The sequence below is a fragment of the Bradyrhizobium neotropicale genome, assembly GCF_001641695.1.
Taxonomy (GTDB): Bacteria; Pseudomonadota; Alphaproteobacteria; order Rhizobiales; family Xanthobacteraceae; genus Bradyrhizobium; species Bradyrhizobium neotropicale.
This window is the reverse complement of record NZ_LSEF01000041.1, coordinates 80,356-94,921: the sequence shown is the minus strand read 5'-3', so window position 1 is coordinate 94,921 and position 14,566 is coordinate 80,356. Positions and strand designations below refer to the sequence as shown.

Below are 14,566 nucleotides of genomic sequence, written 5' to 3'. Positions count from 1 at the left end.
GGCATTCATGGCGGTCGCGGCAAACGACTTTTCGTTTCATGACGAATGTTTATGATCGGCCTGCAACCGCTCCGCCGGGAGATCTTCCGAATGACCGAGACCATTCGCATCAAGCGCTTCACTGCGCGCCCTGCGATCGTGCCGATGAACCTGCCGCTCCAGACCTCGACCGGCGCGGTCGCCAGGGCGCCTCTGGTGCTGATCGACTGTGAGACTGACCAGGGCGCGCGGGGGCACGCTTATCTGTTCTCGATCACGCCGTCGGCCTTGAAGCCGCTGGCGGCAATGGTTGCGGAGATGTCGGAGCTGCTCACAGGCGACGAGCTGCTGCCGTTCGAGATCGAGCGCAAGCTGACCCAGCGCTTCACGCTGCTCGGCCTTGCCGGGCTGCAACGGCTGGCGCAATCCGGCATCGACATGGCGGCGTGGGACGCGCTGGCGCGCACACGCGGCCTGCCGCTGGCGCGCCTGCTCGGCGGCGCGCCGAAGCCGGTGCGTGCCTATAATTCGAAGGGACTCGGAATCATGCCCGCCGGCGCCGCGGTGGACGAGGTGCAAAAGCTGCTGGGTGAAGGTTTTCACGCCGCAAAGATCCGCGTCGGCCGCCCCGATGCGCGGGAGGATCTGAACGTGGTGCGGGCGGTGCGCAAGGCTGTCGGCGATCAGGTGACGCTGATGTGCGACTACAACCAGGCCTTGACCGTCACCGAGGCGATCCGCCGCGGCGAGATGCTCGACGATGAGGGGCTGACCTGGATCGAGGAGCCGATCCGCCATGACGACTATGCCGGCTGCGCCCGCATTGCGGATGCGCTCCGCACGCCGGTCCAGATCGGCGAGAATTTCGACAGCGCCTTCTCCATGCAGTCCGCTCTGTCCACCGAGGCTTGCGACTACGTGATGCCTGACGTGCAGCGCATCGGCGGCGTCACCGGCTGGCTGCGCGCTTCGTCCCTCGCCCATGCCGCCGGCATCGAAATGTCGACGCATCTGTTCTCGGAGGTCAGCGCGCACCTGCTCTGCGTCACGCCGACCGCGCATTGGCTGGAATATGTCGACTGGGCCGACGCGGTGCTGTCGACGCGCCTCGCCATCAAGGACGGCTTCGCGCTGCCGAACGAGACGCCCGGCAACGGCATCGAATGGGACGAGCCGGCGGTGAAGAGGTATCTGGTGAGCTGATCGAAGCAGTTGGTCGTCTGGCGAAAGCCAGGACAACCCTGGGGAGGTATGACGCGCTCTCCCCCCCCCATCGTCATTGCGAGCACAGCGAAGCAATCCAGACTGTCTCCGCGGAAAGATTCCTGGATTGCTTCGCTGCGCTCGCAATGACGGAGCAAGGTGCAGCAGCGCGCACCGCTGCGTTCCCTCCCCCCTTGCGGGGCAGGGCTATCGCATATGAGAGGGAGTTTGGCAGGCAGCCTCCTTGCGGCCCATCCTTCGAGACGCCCGCTTTTGGCGGGCTCCTCAGGATGAGGTCTTGGTTTGCGGCAAAGTCTTAGACCCTCATGGTGAGGAGCGCCGCCTTACGGCGCGTCTCGAACCATCAAGGCCGAGCGCGCGCCACAAGGGCATATGCGATAGCCCTGCCCTTGCGGGGGAGGGAGTAGAGCGGAGCACGCGGCAGCGCTCGTCCCAACACCGTGCGCTACGCGGCGGGTGGGCCGAACCAGGTGGTGAGCGCCTCAACGAGTCCGCGCTGCGCCGTATCGCCCACCCATGCGACATATCCATCGGGCCGCACCAGCACGGCATCGGGCGCAGCGACCGCGCCGAGCGCGGGAAGTTCCCACGAGCCGGCATAGCTGGCGTCGATCGGTTGGACCCGATCCGCCCAAGGCACAATGTCGAGGCTTCCGGGCTCGCCGAGATTGAGCAGCACGGCACGGCCACCATGCAGCAGCGAGAACATTCGGAGCGGACCGGCGGGCGTGACGATGTTGAGATCGGGCATGCGGCGCCCGAGCAGCGGATGCCCCTCGCCGAGGTCATAGCGAATGTCGAGACCCGACATCATCGCACCGAAGCGTTTGCGCGGCTCCTCCATGCCGAGAAGCTCGGCCACGTTGTCGCGCAGGGCGTCGATGCGATCGTCGTGACGAAGCAGCGCAGTCTGCGCCATCGTATTGCGCAGGACGCGAGCGGCGACCGGGTGGCGCTCGGCGTGGTAGCTATCGAGGAGACTTTCCGGCGAGATGCCCTTCACCACCTGCGCCAGCTTCCATCCCAGATTCACCGCGTCCTGCAAGCCGGTGTTGAGGCCCTGCCCACCGACCGGCGAATGCACGTGTGCGGCGTCGCCGGCGAGCAGCACCCGCCTGTTCCGATAGGTGGCCGCCTGCCGGGTCATGTCGGTGAACCTCGATATCGAGGCCGGACTGTGAATCCCGTAATCGGTGCCGTGGACGGCGATGAGGGCATCGCTGAGATCGCGCAAGGAGGGCTCGCTGCGGCCGTTTGGTCCGGTGTGCTGTTCGGTCACCATCATCCGCACCGGCCCATCCTCCAGGCGCGCGAAGGAATGGATGCCCTTGTCGTCGCGGCGGAGGCCCCATTCCGGCTCTTCGGCGGTCTCGGCTTCGGCGATCAGGCAGCTCGTTGTCGCATCCCAGCCGGGAAAGTCGATGCCTGCGGCCTTGCGCACCAGGCTTCGTCCGCCGTCGCAGCCGACGAGATAGTCGGCCCGCAGCGGCGGACCATCGGCCACGTCGATCTCGACGCCGGTCTCGTCCTGCGAGATCGCCGTCACCTCGCGCCCGCGATAGATACGCACGCCGAGCTCGCTGGCCCACTCGGCCAGGATACGCTCGATGTAGTTCTGCCTCAGCGCGAGCCCGTAGGGATGGCGGGTGGGGAAGTCGCTGATGTCGAGACGATTCCAGGCGAAACCCGCGACCTGGGCCACCTGCCCCTCGCCGAGGAACCGGTCCGCGATGCCGCGCTGATCGAGAATCTCGATGCTGCGCGCATGCAATCCACCGGCACGCGTGCCGACGAGGTCCTGATTGACACGCCGCTCGATAATGGCGACGTCGACGCCCGCAAGCCGCAGCTCGCCTGCGAGCATCAGTCCGGTCGGGCCCGCTCCGACGATGACCACCGCATGGCCGATCATCGCAGTTCCTGCAGTCCGCCCCGCCGCGTGTGCCCGATCCGTCGATCTCGATGCGCTCATCTCGTGATCCCCTTGCTGATGGCTGAGACCGGGGGTTCTACGGGATGACCGGGGACTTGAAGCAAGGGCGTTGCAGGCCACATATAGAGCTGGGAGGGCGGGTGTTTTCGCTGTGTCTTCCGACACCTTCACCCAAGCCTCAGAGATAGAGCTGCGCGTCGAAATCGTTCGACGCGCGCACGACGCCTCCTTCAGTATTTCCGAACGACTGGTTTGGCCGTGGCCGGCTCGGGCGGCGCGGGCGAGAGCGAGCACGTGACCATCACGCAGAGCAGCAGGTTGAACCGGACCAGGAGCGCCATCGCCTGTTCCTTTCCTCGCCGCCCGGCCGGCATTGCGCCGACCGGGCGAGCGTACGTCATTTCGTGGCGCCCTGGAGCTGCTGGTTGATCATCTCATTGACCTTGGCACGAATCCGCTCGGCATCGATGCTGCCCGCGAGCTCACGCTTCTTCTTGATCGCATCGAGCGTGCTCTCCATGATGTTCGCGGGGTTGAAGCTCGGTGGGAACGAACGCGGCGGAAACTCCTTGAAGGTTGCAACGAACTTGAAGACCTCATCCATCATGCCGTAGGCACCGCCGACCTCGTTCAGATTCCAGTCCCAATAGGTGTTGGACGTGATGTCGGCCCGCTCAAAAGGGTCTTGCATCGGGTTGAAGATCTTCTGGAGGCGCAGGGTGGTGAACGGCTCGGCCCAAACGCCCATCGTGCCTTCTTTCCGCTGCTCCGAGAACACGTACTTCCGGTCGCCTTGCCGCATCCCGACCAGCAGGCCGTCGTCATCGGCATAGAAGAATTTGTCACGCGCACTTTTTGCTCCGTTGTTGTTGGCGGCCGTTCCGCTCACATTGCGCAGGAATGGCGACTGGTCGTAGCCGTCGAGATGGACCTTGTAGGAGATGCCGTTCGCCGTGTAGCCGGCCTTCAGCTTGCCCACGATATCCGGCTCACCCGCGATGGCGCACAGCGTCGGAATCCAGTCGTTATGGCTCATCACCTCGTTGCTGACCGTGCCGGGCTTGATCGCGGCGGGCCAACGCACCAGGCAGGGCACGCGGAACGCGCCTTCCCAATTGGTGTTCTTCTCGGAGCGGAACCAGGTCATGGCGCCATCCGGCCACGTGTTCATGTGAGGGCCGTTGTCGCTGGTGTAGACAACGATGGTGTCGTTCGCGATGCCCATGTCATCGAGCGCCTTGAGCAGGGTGCCGATGGTATCGTCATGCTCGATCATGCCGTCGACATATTCACTGTCGCCATGCGTATAGCGGCCGCGATGGCTATCGCGCACATGGGTGCGCAGGTGCATGCGAGTCGCATTGAACCAGCAGAAGAAAGGCTTGCCCGCGCTCTGCTGCCGCTTCATGAAGTCGATCGCCGCGGCCGAGGTCTCGTCATCGACCGTCTCCATCCGCTTCTTGGTCAGCGCGCCGGTATCTTCGATCGTCTGCTTACCGATCCTGCCAAAGCGTGGATCCTCAGTCGGATCATCCCGGTCCGTCGCCTTGCAGCGAAGCACACCGCGCGGGCCAAACTTGGCGCGATAGGCAGGGTCTTTCGGGTAATCGGGCAGCTCGGGCTCTTCCTCGGCATTGAGGTGGTAGAGATTGCCGAAGAACTCGTCGAAGCCGTTCACCGTCGGCAGGTTCTCGTTGCGGTCGCCGACATGGTTCTTGCCGAACTGGCCCGTGGCATAGCCGAGATTCTTGAGCAGGCCGCCGACCGTCGGATCAAGCTGGCTGATCCCCATCGGCGCGCCGGGGTAGCCGACCTTGGTCAGCCCCGTGCGGATGCCGTGCTGGCCGGTGAGAAACGCGGCACGACCGGCGGTGCAGGACTGCTCGCCATAATAATGCAGGAAGCGTATGCCTTCGCGCCCGATGCGATCGATGTTCGGCGTCTCGTAGCCCATCAGCCCGCTGGAACACGCGCTGATGTTGGCGATACCGATGTCATCGCCGAAGATCACGAGGATGTTGGGCTTGCGGCCGGAAGGTGATGGACTTGCTGCCGGCGCCGGCGCGGCCTTCTGTACTTGCGCTAGTGCCTCGGAAGTGAACGTCGCCGCGGCGACGATTGATGATGTCCCTAACAGGAGATTTCTGCGATCGATCGACTGGTCAGCTCTGGCCTGGTTGTTCTTGTTCTCCAACTCGCTGCTCATGCGATACTCCTATATTGCAGCAATTCCTTCCTGTTGGTGGCGGCGGGCGGTGGGCACGCGCACCACACACCTGAATCCGACGTGGCTGGTCGAGGTATCGACCGGCTCGGCGTGACGCGCGGCCGGGCGATAGCGGCGGCAATAGTTCGGCGCGCAGAGATGCGAACCGCCTTTCAAGACTTTCCGCGGGATGCGTATGTCTGGTTGACATGGATCAAAGCTCGCCTCCTCACACCCGCCGCGCGGATTAAGTGGGATGCAGCAGGGCTTTGCGACATCCGCCACATGCCGCGCCGACCACCAGTCCGAGGTCCACTCCCAGACATTGCCGATCATGTCATAGAGGCCGTAGCCGTTCGGCGGAAAGGCCATGACCGGCGAGGTACGCTCGAACCCATCCTCGCCGAGGTTCTGGACAGGGAAGTTTCCCTGCCAGATGTTGGCCATGTGGTTGCCGCCGGGCATCAGCGCGTCGCCCCAGGCGAACTCCTCGCCGTCGAGGCCGCCGCGCGCGGCGAACTCCCATTCCGCTTCCGTCGGCAGATCCTTGCCAGCCCAGCGCGCATAGGCAGCCGCGTCGCTATGGGAGACGTGGACGACGGGATGATCGTCGAGCCCCTTGATGTTGCTGCCGGGGCCGTAAGGATGGCGCCAGTTGGCGCCGCGCATGAAGCTCCACCACTGGCTCCAATCGCGCAGATCGGTGATGCGCGGCAACGGCGAGAACACCAGCGAGCCGGCGTAGAGCATCTCCTTCAGCGCGCCGGGATAGTCCTTGGGATCGGGAACGAGCTGCGCCTCGGTGACGTGGCCGGTCGCATTGACGAATTTCTTGAACTGCCGGTTGGTCACCGGCGTGCGGTCGATCCAGAAGCCGTCAACGGACACCCGATGGCTCGGCGCTTCCTCCGGATAATGGTGGTCGGAGCCCATCCGGAATGTACCACCGGCGATGAAGACCATCTCGCCGGTCTTCACGTCATCCGGCAACCACTCGCAGTGATCCAGATCGGTCCGCAGCATGGTGGAACCCCGATACGTCCACCCGATGCTACGGCGCGAAATTCAACGGAATTCGGCAGTGACAGATCGCCCTGTGCGCTGGACACATCGCCTGATCCCCCTCCTGTCGGCGCTGAAGGCTAAGATGTTCACGGCATATTGCGTAAACATCTCTTCCTCTTTCGCGCGCACCCATTTGAGCACACAGCGAACCACGGCTGCGTGCGCTCTGCGATCCGCGGAGCGACTCGGAAAAAATTGCTGAGGTGCAAATGGTATCCGAAGATTGGAAACCTGTGATGTGCAAATTGTGCCAGCGCACCACAGCGGCAGTTAGCCCTAACGACGCAGTGCGCCGGTCCTTCAATACCGATGGTTGCGACGCGTATACTTCGCGTCAAGTTCGGCGATGATTTGCTTCAAAGAGCGAAGCTGCATCGCTCCGCCCTCTTCCTGGGCGCGGTAGTATTATCCCGTCGCCTGCCGCATAATTGTCGCGCTTCCATCAGAGAGTGCCGCCATGGGGCAGTTTCTTCTGGTTGATTCGCAGAAGCTTGATGGTTTCGAGGGCCTTCAGCAGGCCGTTCACGGATCACATGTCGACGTCATGCAGCTTGGACGCGGACGGCTGCACGGCACGCTGTCCCATGTTGGCATCGGAGATTTCTCGCTCAGCATCGGCGCCTTCAACGTCGGCATGCGCACGCAGCGCATCGCCAGCGACGACAAGCTGATCATCGGCATGCTGCTGGCGGCAGAGCAGCGCGTGGCGCATTGGTCGTTCGACATGCAGCTCAACGACGTGCTCGTGATTCCGCCGCTGCTCGAACATGACGGCGTGTTTCACGGCGGGTCCGCCTACGCGGCGATGCGCTTCGATCTCGACGAGGTGACGTCGCTGTTCGGCGGCGAGGCAAGGCTGAGCGACCCCGACACCTGGCGCGGCCGCGGTCACTTCCGCGCTGATCTTGCGACCGGCGCGGTCGCCTCGCATCGTCTGGTCCGGATCATGTCGCATCTGCGCACCCACAAATACGCGCTGATGCCGTCGAACGCCGATTTCTGGAAACGGTCGATCGTCGAGTGCATGGCCGCCAACGTCATATCGTCGCTGCCACCCGACGACAGCGGCTGGCTGCCTTCGGCACGGCGGCTCATCCGCAGGGTCGAGGACTATCTGGACGAGACCGGCCCGCGCCCGGTGCACGTTTCGGAGATCTGCTCCACGCTGAGAGTATCCCGGCGCACCTTGCATCGCGCCTTTCAGGAAGTGTTTGGCATCGGGCCGGTCACCTTCCTGCGGTACAAGCGCCTGTGCGCCATCCATTCCATCCTGCGCGACAGCGCACCAGGCTCGACGACGGTTGCCGCGGTGGCCATGCAGCAGGGCTTCTACGAGCTCGGCCGCTTCTCTCACTATTATTTCACGATGTTCGGCGAGCATCCGTCGCAGACATTGGGAATTGCACCGTCCACTCTCGTGCGGGGTGGAAACATCTGCGCCTAGCGTGATCGCGCTACGCCCGATGCGTGTCGCGTTTCGCGTTTGTTGACAAGCACGACACCCTCAAGCACACTTCCTTTCGGTGGATACCGCCTGCTGCTTGCGCCCTTGTGGGTATGGTGAAGTGTATCAGACCGCCGCACGCGTCCTTTGCTCACGCGAACGGGTCAGTAACGCAAGCTCTGACGTTTTTCCGTTCGCATAGCAGAGGAACGGCACATGCGCGATTTCCGCGACGCCAAAGCCATGGCGCAAACGCTTCGCGAAGCTCTCAACTCCCGGTCGGTCTCCCTCGGCGTCGGCGAGAGCCTCGAGCTCATCGCGAAATTATTTGGACTGCCCAACTGGAACGTCCTCGCGGCCAGGATCCGCACCGCCGAACAAGGCGGGCATGAGGGAAGCGGTGGACCGGGCGCGAAGGTCGACGCCGGTGTGACGAACGGGAAAGAGGTTCATGTCCCGTCCGATATCCTGGACCGCTACGTCGGAAACTATCAGTTTCACAATGCCGTCTTCACCGTCACGCGCGACGGAGGCCAGTTGTCGGGGCGTCTGAGCGGCCAAGGCGCGGTGCCGTATCTCGCCGTGGACGAAACGGAATTCACCGCGGACGACATCGAGGTCAAGCTCCGCTTCATCCTTGGTCCGGACAGCAGGCCGACCGCTGTGGTGCTGCGTCAGCATGGCAACGACCACACCATGCCGCGCATCGATGCGGCCGCGGCGCATGAGCTTCAGCGCGCGATCGAGGACCGCATGAGCAGCCGGTCGGCCAGTCCCGGCACCGAGGCCGCACTTCGCCGTCTCGTCGCAAGTCTCGCGTCGGGTCAGCCCAATTACGCGGAGATGAGTGCGGGACTGGCGGAGGCCACCCGCAAGCAATTGCCGCGCTTGCAGCGCAGCCTCGCCGACATGGGCCCGATCGCATCGATCGAGTTTCTTGGCGTGGGCGCGCAAGGCCAGGACGTTTATTCGGTCTGGCATCAGGGCGGCGCGGCGTCGCATTGGCATATCGCGCTCGAGGCCGACGGCACCATCGCTTCGGCCTTCGTCACGCCGGGGCCGTGACATCCCTCACGTCGAACCGGCGGGGTCGCGCCGGTAGCGGAAGTCGCAATGATCGGCGCCCTGCATGATCGTCTGCGTGCGCGCGAGCTTGATGTCGGGACCAAATCCGTCCGCCGTCGCGAAGTCGGCGGTGCAGACCAGGAGAAAGCCGAGCTCCGACTCGCCGAGCGCCTTGTAGAACTCGGCATAGGCGCAGCGCTTCACGTCGAAGGCGAATGCGTCTTCCGACTGCTCGATCACGTCGTAGGCGAGTGCATCGTCGCGCGCGTAGGTGCTGAACGCCGACGCGACCGCCTTGCCGAGATTGGTCTCGTTCTTGGCTTGCCAAAATTCCTCGCCGTAGCGGCGATAGAGATCGCCGAGCGCCTTGCGCACCAGCGCATTGGCGCGCGCCTCGCCAAGCTCGGCCTGCAGGGCTTTGACCAGCGGGATCAGCACCTCGGCCTGGATCTTTGCCTGTTCGATGACGGAAACGCTCACCCACGCCTCCTCGTTCTCGTTGCGGCAAGCTTAGCCCGGCCGGAGGCGATTAGCTAACCGAGGTTTCCGCGGGATAGGTGAGACGACCATCAGGCGCGATGCGCGCGGCCGGGTTGATCGCGGCCGGCTCGACCTTTCCGGGTCCCAGAATGTGAAACACGGTCTCGCCGGCCGCGATGAGATAATCGGTGATGATCCGCCGGTGGCACCGCCACCACACCGTCTCCGCACAAACGATGGCGCAACGCTGCCGGTGCCCCAGTTCGCGCAGATGCGCGAAGCCCGCCTGAAAGGCGTCGCTCATGGCGTAGTCGGCGTAATTGTGGAAGCTGTCGTTCTGCCAGAACGCGTTGATCTCGGGCGGCATGTCGCGGTTGCGGCTGCGCAGGCCGCCGAGCGCGCCGACATGCTCGTAGCCGATCGCATGCGCCTCGAGCGATTGCGGCAAGGTCTCGCGATTGTACTGCGGGTTGGTGCGCGAGCGCGGCACGGTGCGAACGTCGACAACGCGCGTGACGGAGACGCCCTTCAGCAATTCGACGAACTCCTCGATCGGGCGGGCCGCGTGGCCAAGCGTGAAGAACGGATGCGCCATGGGACGCCCTGTCAGCGCGACGGCGGCACGTCAGCTCCCCAGCCGCCGCAGCGCCCAGCCCTTATGCAGGGCGATGTGGTCGGTCTTGTCGCTTTTGATCTCGTATTGCGGATCATCCGGGCTCGCGTGGTGGATATAGCCCCTGTAGTCGACGTCTTTCCTGTGCACGCGCAGGATATGGCCGCGCACGCGGCCAGCCTCGGAATTCCAGCTCACGTGGTCACCGACTTTGAAGGTGTTTGGCATGACGTACCAATGCCGGATGGCGCCGGGGCGTTCCCGGGAAGCGGAACTGGACGCCCCAGTCCGTCTACGCTGTTCGAGCTACGCCGGACACGCTTCGCCGCCTGGATGGTCGTGGCTTGCCCAGCCGTAGCTCGCGGCGAAAAGCCCGTCTTCGCCCGTTGGCTTCGGCGTGGCATCCTTCTCTCGCTGCGCGAGCGAAGGATGGTGGGCACGACAGGGATCGAACCTGTGACCCCTACCATGTCAAGGTAGTGCTCTCCCGCTGAGCTACGTGCCCTAGAGGTCGTCTAGATCGGGTGGGGTCCCTATAACGGCTCAGGGGAGCCTGCGCAAGGACGGAACAAAGTCGATTTAGGCCGCTAGCATCTTGTTCACTTCGCTCACCAATTCGCGCAGGTGCACGGGTTTCGACAGCACCTTGGCGTTCTTGGGGGCGTCCGAATCCGAGTTCAGGGCCACCGCGGCGAATCCGGTGATGAACATGATCTTGATGTCGGGGTCGAGTTCCGAGGCGCGGCGGGCGAGCTCGATACCGTCCATCTCCGGCATCACGATGTCGGTGAGCAGCATCTCAAACGGCTCTTCCCGCAACCGCTGATAGGCGGCCATGCCGTTGTCATGCGAGGAGACCTGAAAACCGGCGTTTTCCAGCGCCTTGACCAGGAAGCGGCGCATGTCGTTGTCGTCTTCGGCGAGCAGGATCTTTGGCATGGCAGGAAACGTCGAATCCTAGAGAGGACATCAGCAAAGAACACTAAGCCCGATAGAGGGTAAATTTGGAGTGAAAGTATTTACCCTGGGCCCGTGCGCCCGCTCTTTGTGAACCGGAATGGGGCGTGAATCAATCGAACCGTGGGTTGAGGTGCCTGCACGGTTAAGACATGTTCCAAGGGGGCGATCACACTTTTTCACTTGGCAGAATGGTTGCGATTCCAGACAATGAACGCACATAAGAGCCGCTCGACCGGCCGAATCGATTCGATCCGGGCCTTGCCGGATCTTGCGGCTACAAAGGGACGAAGCCCCTCAGATGACCCGGTTTGACGGCGAGGTGTCGCCAGCCTTCGAGATCGTGGAGCCCACCGAGTGGCGGGCGCCGATCATCTTCAACTCGCCCCATTCCGGCTCGACCTACCCGGACGAATTCCTGCTGTCCTCCCGGATCGACCTGCCGACGCTGCGGCGCTCGGAAGACTCGTTCATGGATGAGCTGATCGGCCATCTCAGCGATCGCGGCTTTCCGACGGTGCGCGTCAACTTCCCGCGCTCCTATGTCGACGTCAATCGCGAGCCCTATGAGCTCGACCCGCGGATGTTCTCCGGGCGGCTGCCGAGCTTCGCCAACACCCGCTCGATGCGCGTTGCCGGTGGCCTCGGCACCATCCCGCGCGTCGTCGGCGACGGCCAGGAGATCTATCGCGAACGCATCCTGGTCGACGATGCGCTGGCGCGGATCGAGGCGCTCTACAAGCCTTACCACCGCGCGCTGCGCCGGCTGATCAACAAGGTGCATCAGCTGTTCGGCACGGTGGTGCTGGTCGATTGCCACTCGATGCCGTCGGTCGGCGTCTCCCGCGACGAGCCGCGCCGGCCCGACATGGTGATCGGCGACCGCTACGGCACGAGTTGCACGCCGCTGCTGCCCGACCGGGTCGAGGAGACCCTGAGCGGGCTCGGCTATTCGGTCGGCCGCAACAAGCCCTATGCCGGCGGCTTCATCACCGAGCATTACGGCAACCCGGCCAGCGGCCTGCACGCTGTGCAGATCGAGCTCAACCGCGCGATCTACATGGACGAGCGGCGGCGCGAGCGCGGACCGCGCTTTGCGCAGGTCGCCTCCGACTTCGCGATCCTCGCCGACGTGCTGGCGACCACGATCCCCTTCACCGATCTCGGCCCGTTCCAGGCCGCGGCGGAATAACGGCTCGTCTTTCGTCGCGTGATTGCATCGCGAGTGCTTGGCGCGTTCGCGTTTTCGATTTGCTTTCGTGCGCGCGTCGAAATGAAAACAGGGGCCCAAGAAAAAAGGGCCGCTTGTAATGAACAAGCGGCCCAAGTCTAGGGAGGAAACGCCCAAGGAGGGCAGCGGTAACGCGAAGCGCTACCGCACCACAACAATATGCGACTGCGCCGCACAAAGTGCAAGGGCTTTTGAGCCGTTTCCCATGCAAAAAACACAGGGCTCAGTTGCTTCTAGCGAAATCCAGATTCAGTTTCTTTAATAAGGAATTTCAATGGGTTGATAGCCGTTTGCATACAAACAAGGCAACCCCGGAACTAAGTTCTCAACGTCGTGATCGATATTTGTCCAGGATATGGCTCGGAGGAGGCAGCAGGACGACGGCATCCAAAATACCAGGGTGCAAATCAAGACAGCGCTGCACGCCGGGGTGGATTTGAGCTAGGCAGGTGCGAGCTTCACCCGACTTTCGTTTCGAGGATTCGCCGTGACGGTGATCGACTTCTCAGCCTTCATCGGGCGGCTCGCCACGGCCGCCGGCGAGACCATACTGCCGTTCTTCCGCACCTCGCTGTCCATCGACGACAAGAGCAAGACCAAGGATTTCGACCCCGTCACCGAGGCCGACCGTGCCGCGGAGGCGGTGATGCGGCGGCTGATCAAGGCCAACTTCCCCCAGCACGGCATCGTCGGCGAGGAGTTCGGCAACGAGCACGAGGACGCCGACTATGTCTGGGTGCTCGATCCCATCGACGGCACCAAATCCTTCATCGGCGGCTTTCCGATATGGGGCACGCTGATCGCGCTGCTGCACAAGGGCGCGCCGGTGTTCGGCATGATGCACCAGCCCTTCATCGGCGAGCGCTTTTCCGGCGACAACGGCTCGACCAATTATAAAGGCCCCTCCGGCGAGCGCCGGCTCCAGGTCCGCCGCTGCGCTTCGCTCAGCGAAGCCACGACCTACACCACGAGCCCGCTGCTGATGAACGAGAGCGACCGTGCCATTTTCGGCCGCATCGAGCAGGGCGCGCGGCTGTCGCGCTATGGCGGCGATTGCTACTCCTATTGCATGCTGGCCGCAGGCCATGTCGACCTCGTGGTCGAGACCGAGCTAAAGCCTTACGACATCGCCGCACTGATCCCGATCGTCACCGGCGCCGGTGGGGTCGTCACCACCTGGGAAGGCAAGCCGGCGCAAAGCGGCGGCCGCATCATTGCCGCCGGCGATCCGCGCGTGCATGAAGAAGCACTGAAGCTGCTCAACGGATAAGCGGACGAGGAGCTTGCATGAAAAACTGGCGCAAGCTCACCTTCGCAATCCTGCTCCTGCTCCCGACATTCGCGTCCGCCCAGAATTTTCCGGCCAAGCCGATCCGGCTGGTGGTGCCCTTCCCGGCCGGCGGCCCCAACGACATCATCGCCCGCGTGATTGGCCAGCGCATGTCCGAGATCTCGGGGCAGCCGGTCGTGATCGACAATCGCGGCGGACAGGGCGGCGTGCTCGGCACCGACGCGGTCGCCAAAGCCGCCCCCGACGGCTATACCATCGCCATTTCCAGCGCCGGCGCGCTCGCGATCAGCCCCAGCATGGAGAGGGTCGCCTACGCCACGCTGACCGATCTGACGCCGGTGACGCTGGTCGCGACCGTGCCGGAGATGCTGGTGGTGGCCACCAACGTGCCGGTCAAGGACATCAGCGAGCTGATCGCACTGGCGAAGGCGCAGCCCGGCAAGCTCAACTTCGCCTCCTCCGGCCCCGGCAGCCTGCCGCATCTGGCCGGCGAATTGTTCAAGCTCACGGCCGGGATCGACATCGTGCACGTGCCCTATCGCGGCGCCGCGCCCGCGGTGAACGATCTCCTGGGCCAGCAGGTGCAGATGACCTTCCTCGACCTGCCCGTGCTGCTGCCGCAGATCAAGGCAGGTTCCTTGCGCGCCGTCGCGGTCGGCTCGCTCGTGCGCGCACCGACCGCGCCTGATGTGCCCACCACGGCAGAGGCGGGCTTCCCCGCCTTACGCATCGAGAACTGGTACGGCATGGTGGCGCCGAAGGGCACGCCACAGGAGATCGTCGCGGCGCTTCATCGCCTTACGACACAGGCGATGGCCGATCCGGCCGTGAAGGAGAAACTCGCGGCCCAAGGCGCAACGCTGGTCGGTGATGAGCCGGAGCACTTTCGCAGCTTCATCGCGGATGAGACCGCGAAATGGGCGAAGGTGATCAAGGACGCCGGCGTCGAGACGGCGAAGTAAGCTCTTACCCTCCCGTGGAGGGCAGGGCTATCTCATATGGTCCTTAACTGGCTGGAACGTGCTCGGCCTTCATGGTTCGAGACGCGCCGTAAGGCGGCGCTCCTCACCATGAGGGT

At 63.8% G+C, this 14,566-nt stretch carries 14 protein-coding genes and 1 tRNA gene; 6 read left to right on the top strand and 9 right to left on the bottom strand.

All coding sequences use genetic code 11. From position 1 onward, the window contains the following. Positions 1-90: 90 nt before the first annotated feature. A complete protein-coding gene (locus tag AXW67_RS13055; protein WP_063678239.1) occupies positions 91-1,182 on the top strand; it encodes an enolase C-terminal domain-like protein in 1,092 nt (363 codons plus the stop codon). Between the two features lie 466 nt (positions 1,183-1,648). On the opposite strand, the gene AXW67_RS13050 is transcribed toward AXW67_RS13055, so the two are convergent. From AXW67_RS13050 to AXW67_RS13040, 4 genes are all read right to left on the bottom strand, one after another. Next, positions 1,649-3,115, bottom strand: coding sequence for an FAD-dependent monooxygenase (locus AXW67_RS13050; RefSeq protein ID WP_063678212.1), 1,467 nt, complete (start codon positions 3,113-3,115; stop codon positions 1,649-1,651). Positions 3,116-3,366: 251 nt separating this feature from the next. Beyond that, a complete protein-coding gene (locus tag AXW67_RS42710; protein WP_161491252.1) occupies positions 3,367-3,537 on the bottom strand; it encodes a hypothetical protein in 171 nt (56 codons plus the stop codon). Next, the gene (locus tag AXW67_RS13045) at positions 3,534-5,342 is read right to left on the bottom strand and encodes an arylsulfatase (RefSeq protein ID WP_063678211.1); all 1,809 of its coding nucleotides are present in this window, start codon (positions 5,340-5,342) and stop codon (positions 3,534-3,536) included. Before AXW67_RS13045 ends, AXW67_RS42710 begins: the two co-directional genes overlap by 4 nt. Positions 5,343-5,351: 9 nt before the next feature. Continuing rightward, on the bottom strand, positions 5,352-6,365 hold the full coding sequence (locus tag AXW67_RS13040; protein ID WP_063678210.1) for a formylglycine-generating enzyme family protein: 1,014 nt from the start codon (positions 6,363-6,365) through the stop codon (positions 5,352-5,354). 499 nt (positions 6,366-6,864) lie between these two features. Here AXW67_RS13040 and AXW67_RS13035 point away from each other — a divergent pair, with 499 nt between their 5' ends. After that, the gene (locus tag AXW67_RS13035) at positions 6,865-7,851 is read left to right on the top strand and encodes a helix-turn-helix domain-containing protein (RefSeq protein ID WP_063678209.1); all 987 of its coding nucleotides are present in this window, start codon (positions 6,865-6,867) and stop codon (positions 7,849-7,851) included. Between the two features lie 216 nt (positions 7,852-8,067). Then, a complete protein-coding gene (locus AXW67_RS13030) occupies positions 8,068-8,916 on the top strand; it encodes a glyoxalase superfamily protein (protein WP_063678208.1) in 849 nt (282 codons plus the stop codon). A gap of 6 nt (positions 8,917-8,922) precedes the next feature. Here AXW67_RS13030 and AXW67_RS13025 read toward each other — a convergent pair whose 3' ends face one another. The 5 genes from AXW67_RS13025 to cpdR form a co-directional block, all read right to left on the bottom strand. Beyond that, positions 8,923-9,396 carry an L-2-amino-thiazoline-4-carboxylic acid hydrolase gene (locus AXW67_RS13025; RefSeq protein WP_063678207.1) on the bottom strand — a complete coding sequence of 158 codons (474 nt, stop codon included), beginning with the start codon at positions 9,394-9,396 and terminating at the stop codon, positions 8,923-8,925. A gap of 49 nt (positions 9,397-9,445) precedes the next feature. Then, on the bottom strand, positions 9,446-9,991 hold the full coding sequence (locus AXW67_RS13020; protein WP_063678206.1) for a DUF488 domain-containing protein: 546 nt from the start codon (positions 9,989-9,991) through the stop codon (positions 9,446-9,448). 30 nt (positions 9,992-10,021) lie between these two features. Then, positions 10,022-10,237 carry a hypervirulence associated TUDOR domain-containing protein gene (locus tag AXW67_RS13015; protein WP_063678205.1) on the bottom strand — a complete coding sequence of 72 codons (216 nt, stop codon included), beginning with the start codon at positions 10,235-10,237 and terminating at the stop codon, positions 10,022-10,024. Between the two features lie 202 nt (positions 10,238-10,439). Further along, positions 10,440-10,514: transfer RNA gene (locus tag AXW67_RS13010), tRNA-Val, on the bottom strand. A gap of 74 nt (positions 10,515-10,588) precedes the next feature. Beyond that, positions 10,589-10,948 (bottom strand): cell cycle two-component system response regulator CpdR, encoded by a 360-nt coding sequence (cpdR, locus tag AXW67_RS13005; protein WP_007597092.1) that lies wholly within the window; start codon positions 10,946-10,948, stop codon positions 10,589-10,591. Between the two features lie 319 nt (positions 10,949-11,267). On the opposite strand from cpdR, the gene AXW67_RS13000 reads away from it, so the two are divergent. From AXW67_RS13000 to AXW67_RS12990, 3 genes are all read left to right on the top strand, one after another. Next, the gene (locus AXW67_RS13000; RefSeq protein ID WP_063678204.1) at positions 11,268-12,158 is read left to right on the top strand and encodes an N-formylglutamate amidohydrolase; all 891 of its coding nucleotides are present in this window, start codon (positions 11,268-11,270) and stop codon (positions 12,156-12,158) included. A gap of 526 nt (positions 12,159-12,684) precedes the next feature. Further along, complete coding sequence (gene hisN, locus AXW67_RS12995; RefSeq protein WP_063678203.1) at positions 12,685-13,467, top strand: histidinol-phosphatase; 783 nt, start codon at positions 12,685-12,687, stop codon at positions 13,465-13,467. Between the two features lie 17 nt (positions 13,468-13,484). Continuing rightward, complete coding sequence (locus tag AXW67_RS12990) at positions 13,485-14,450, top strand: Bug family tripartite tricarboxylate transporter substrate binding protein (RefSeq protein ID WP_063678202.1); 966 nt, start codon at positions 13,485-13,487, stop codon at positions 14,448-14,450. Positions 14,451-14,566: the final 116 nt, after the last annotated feature.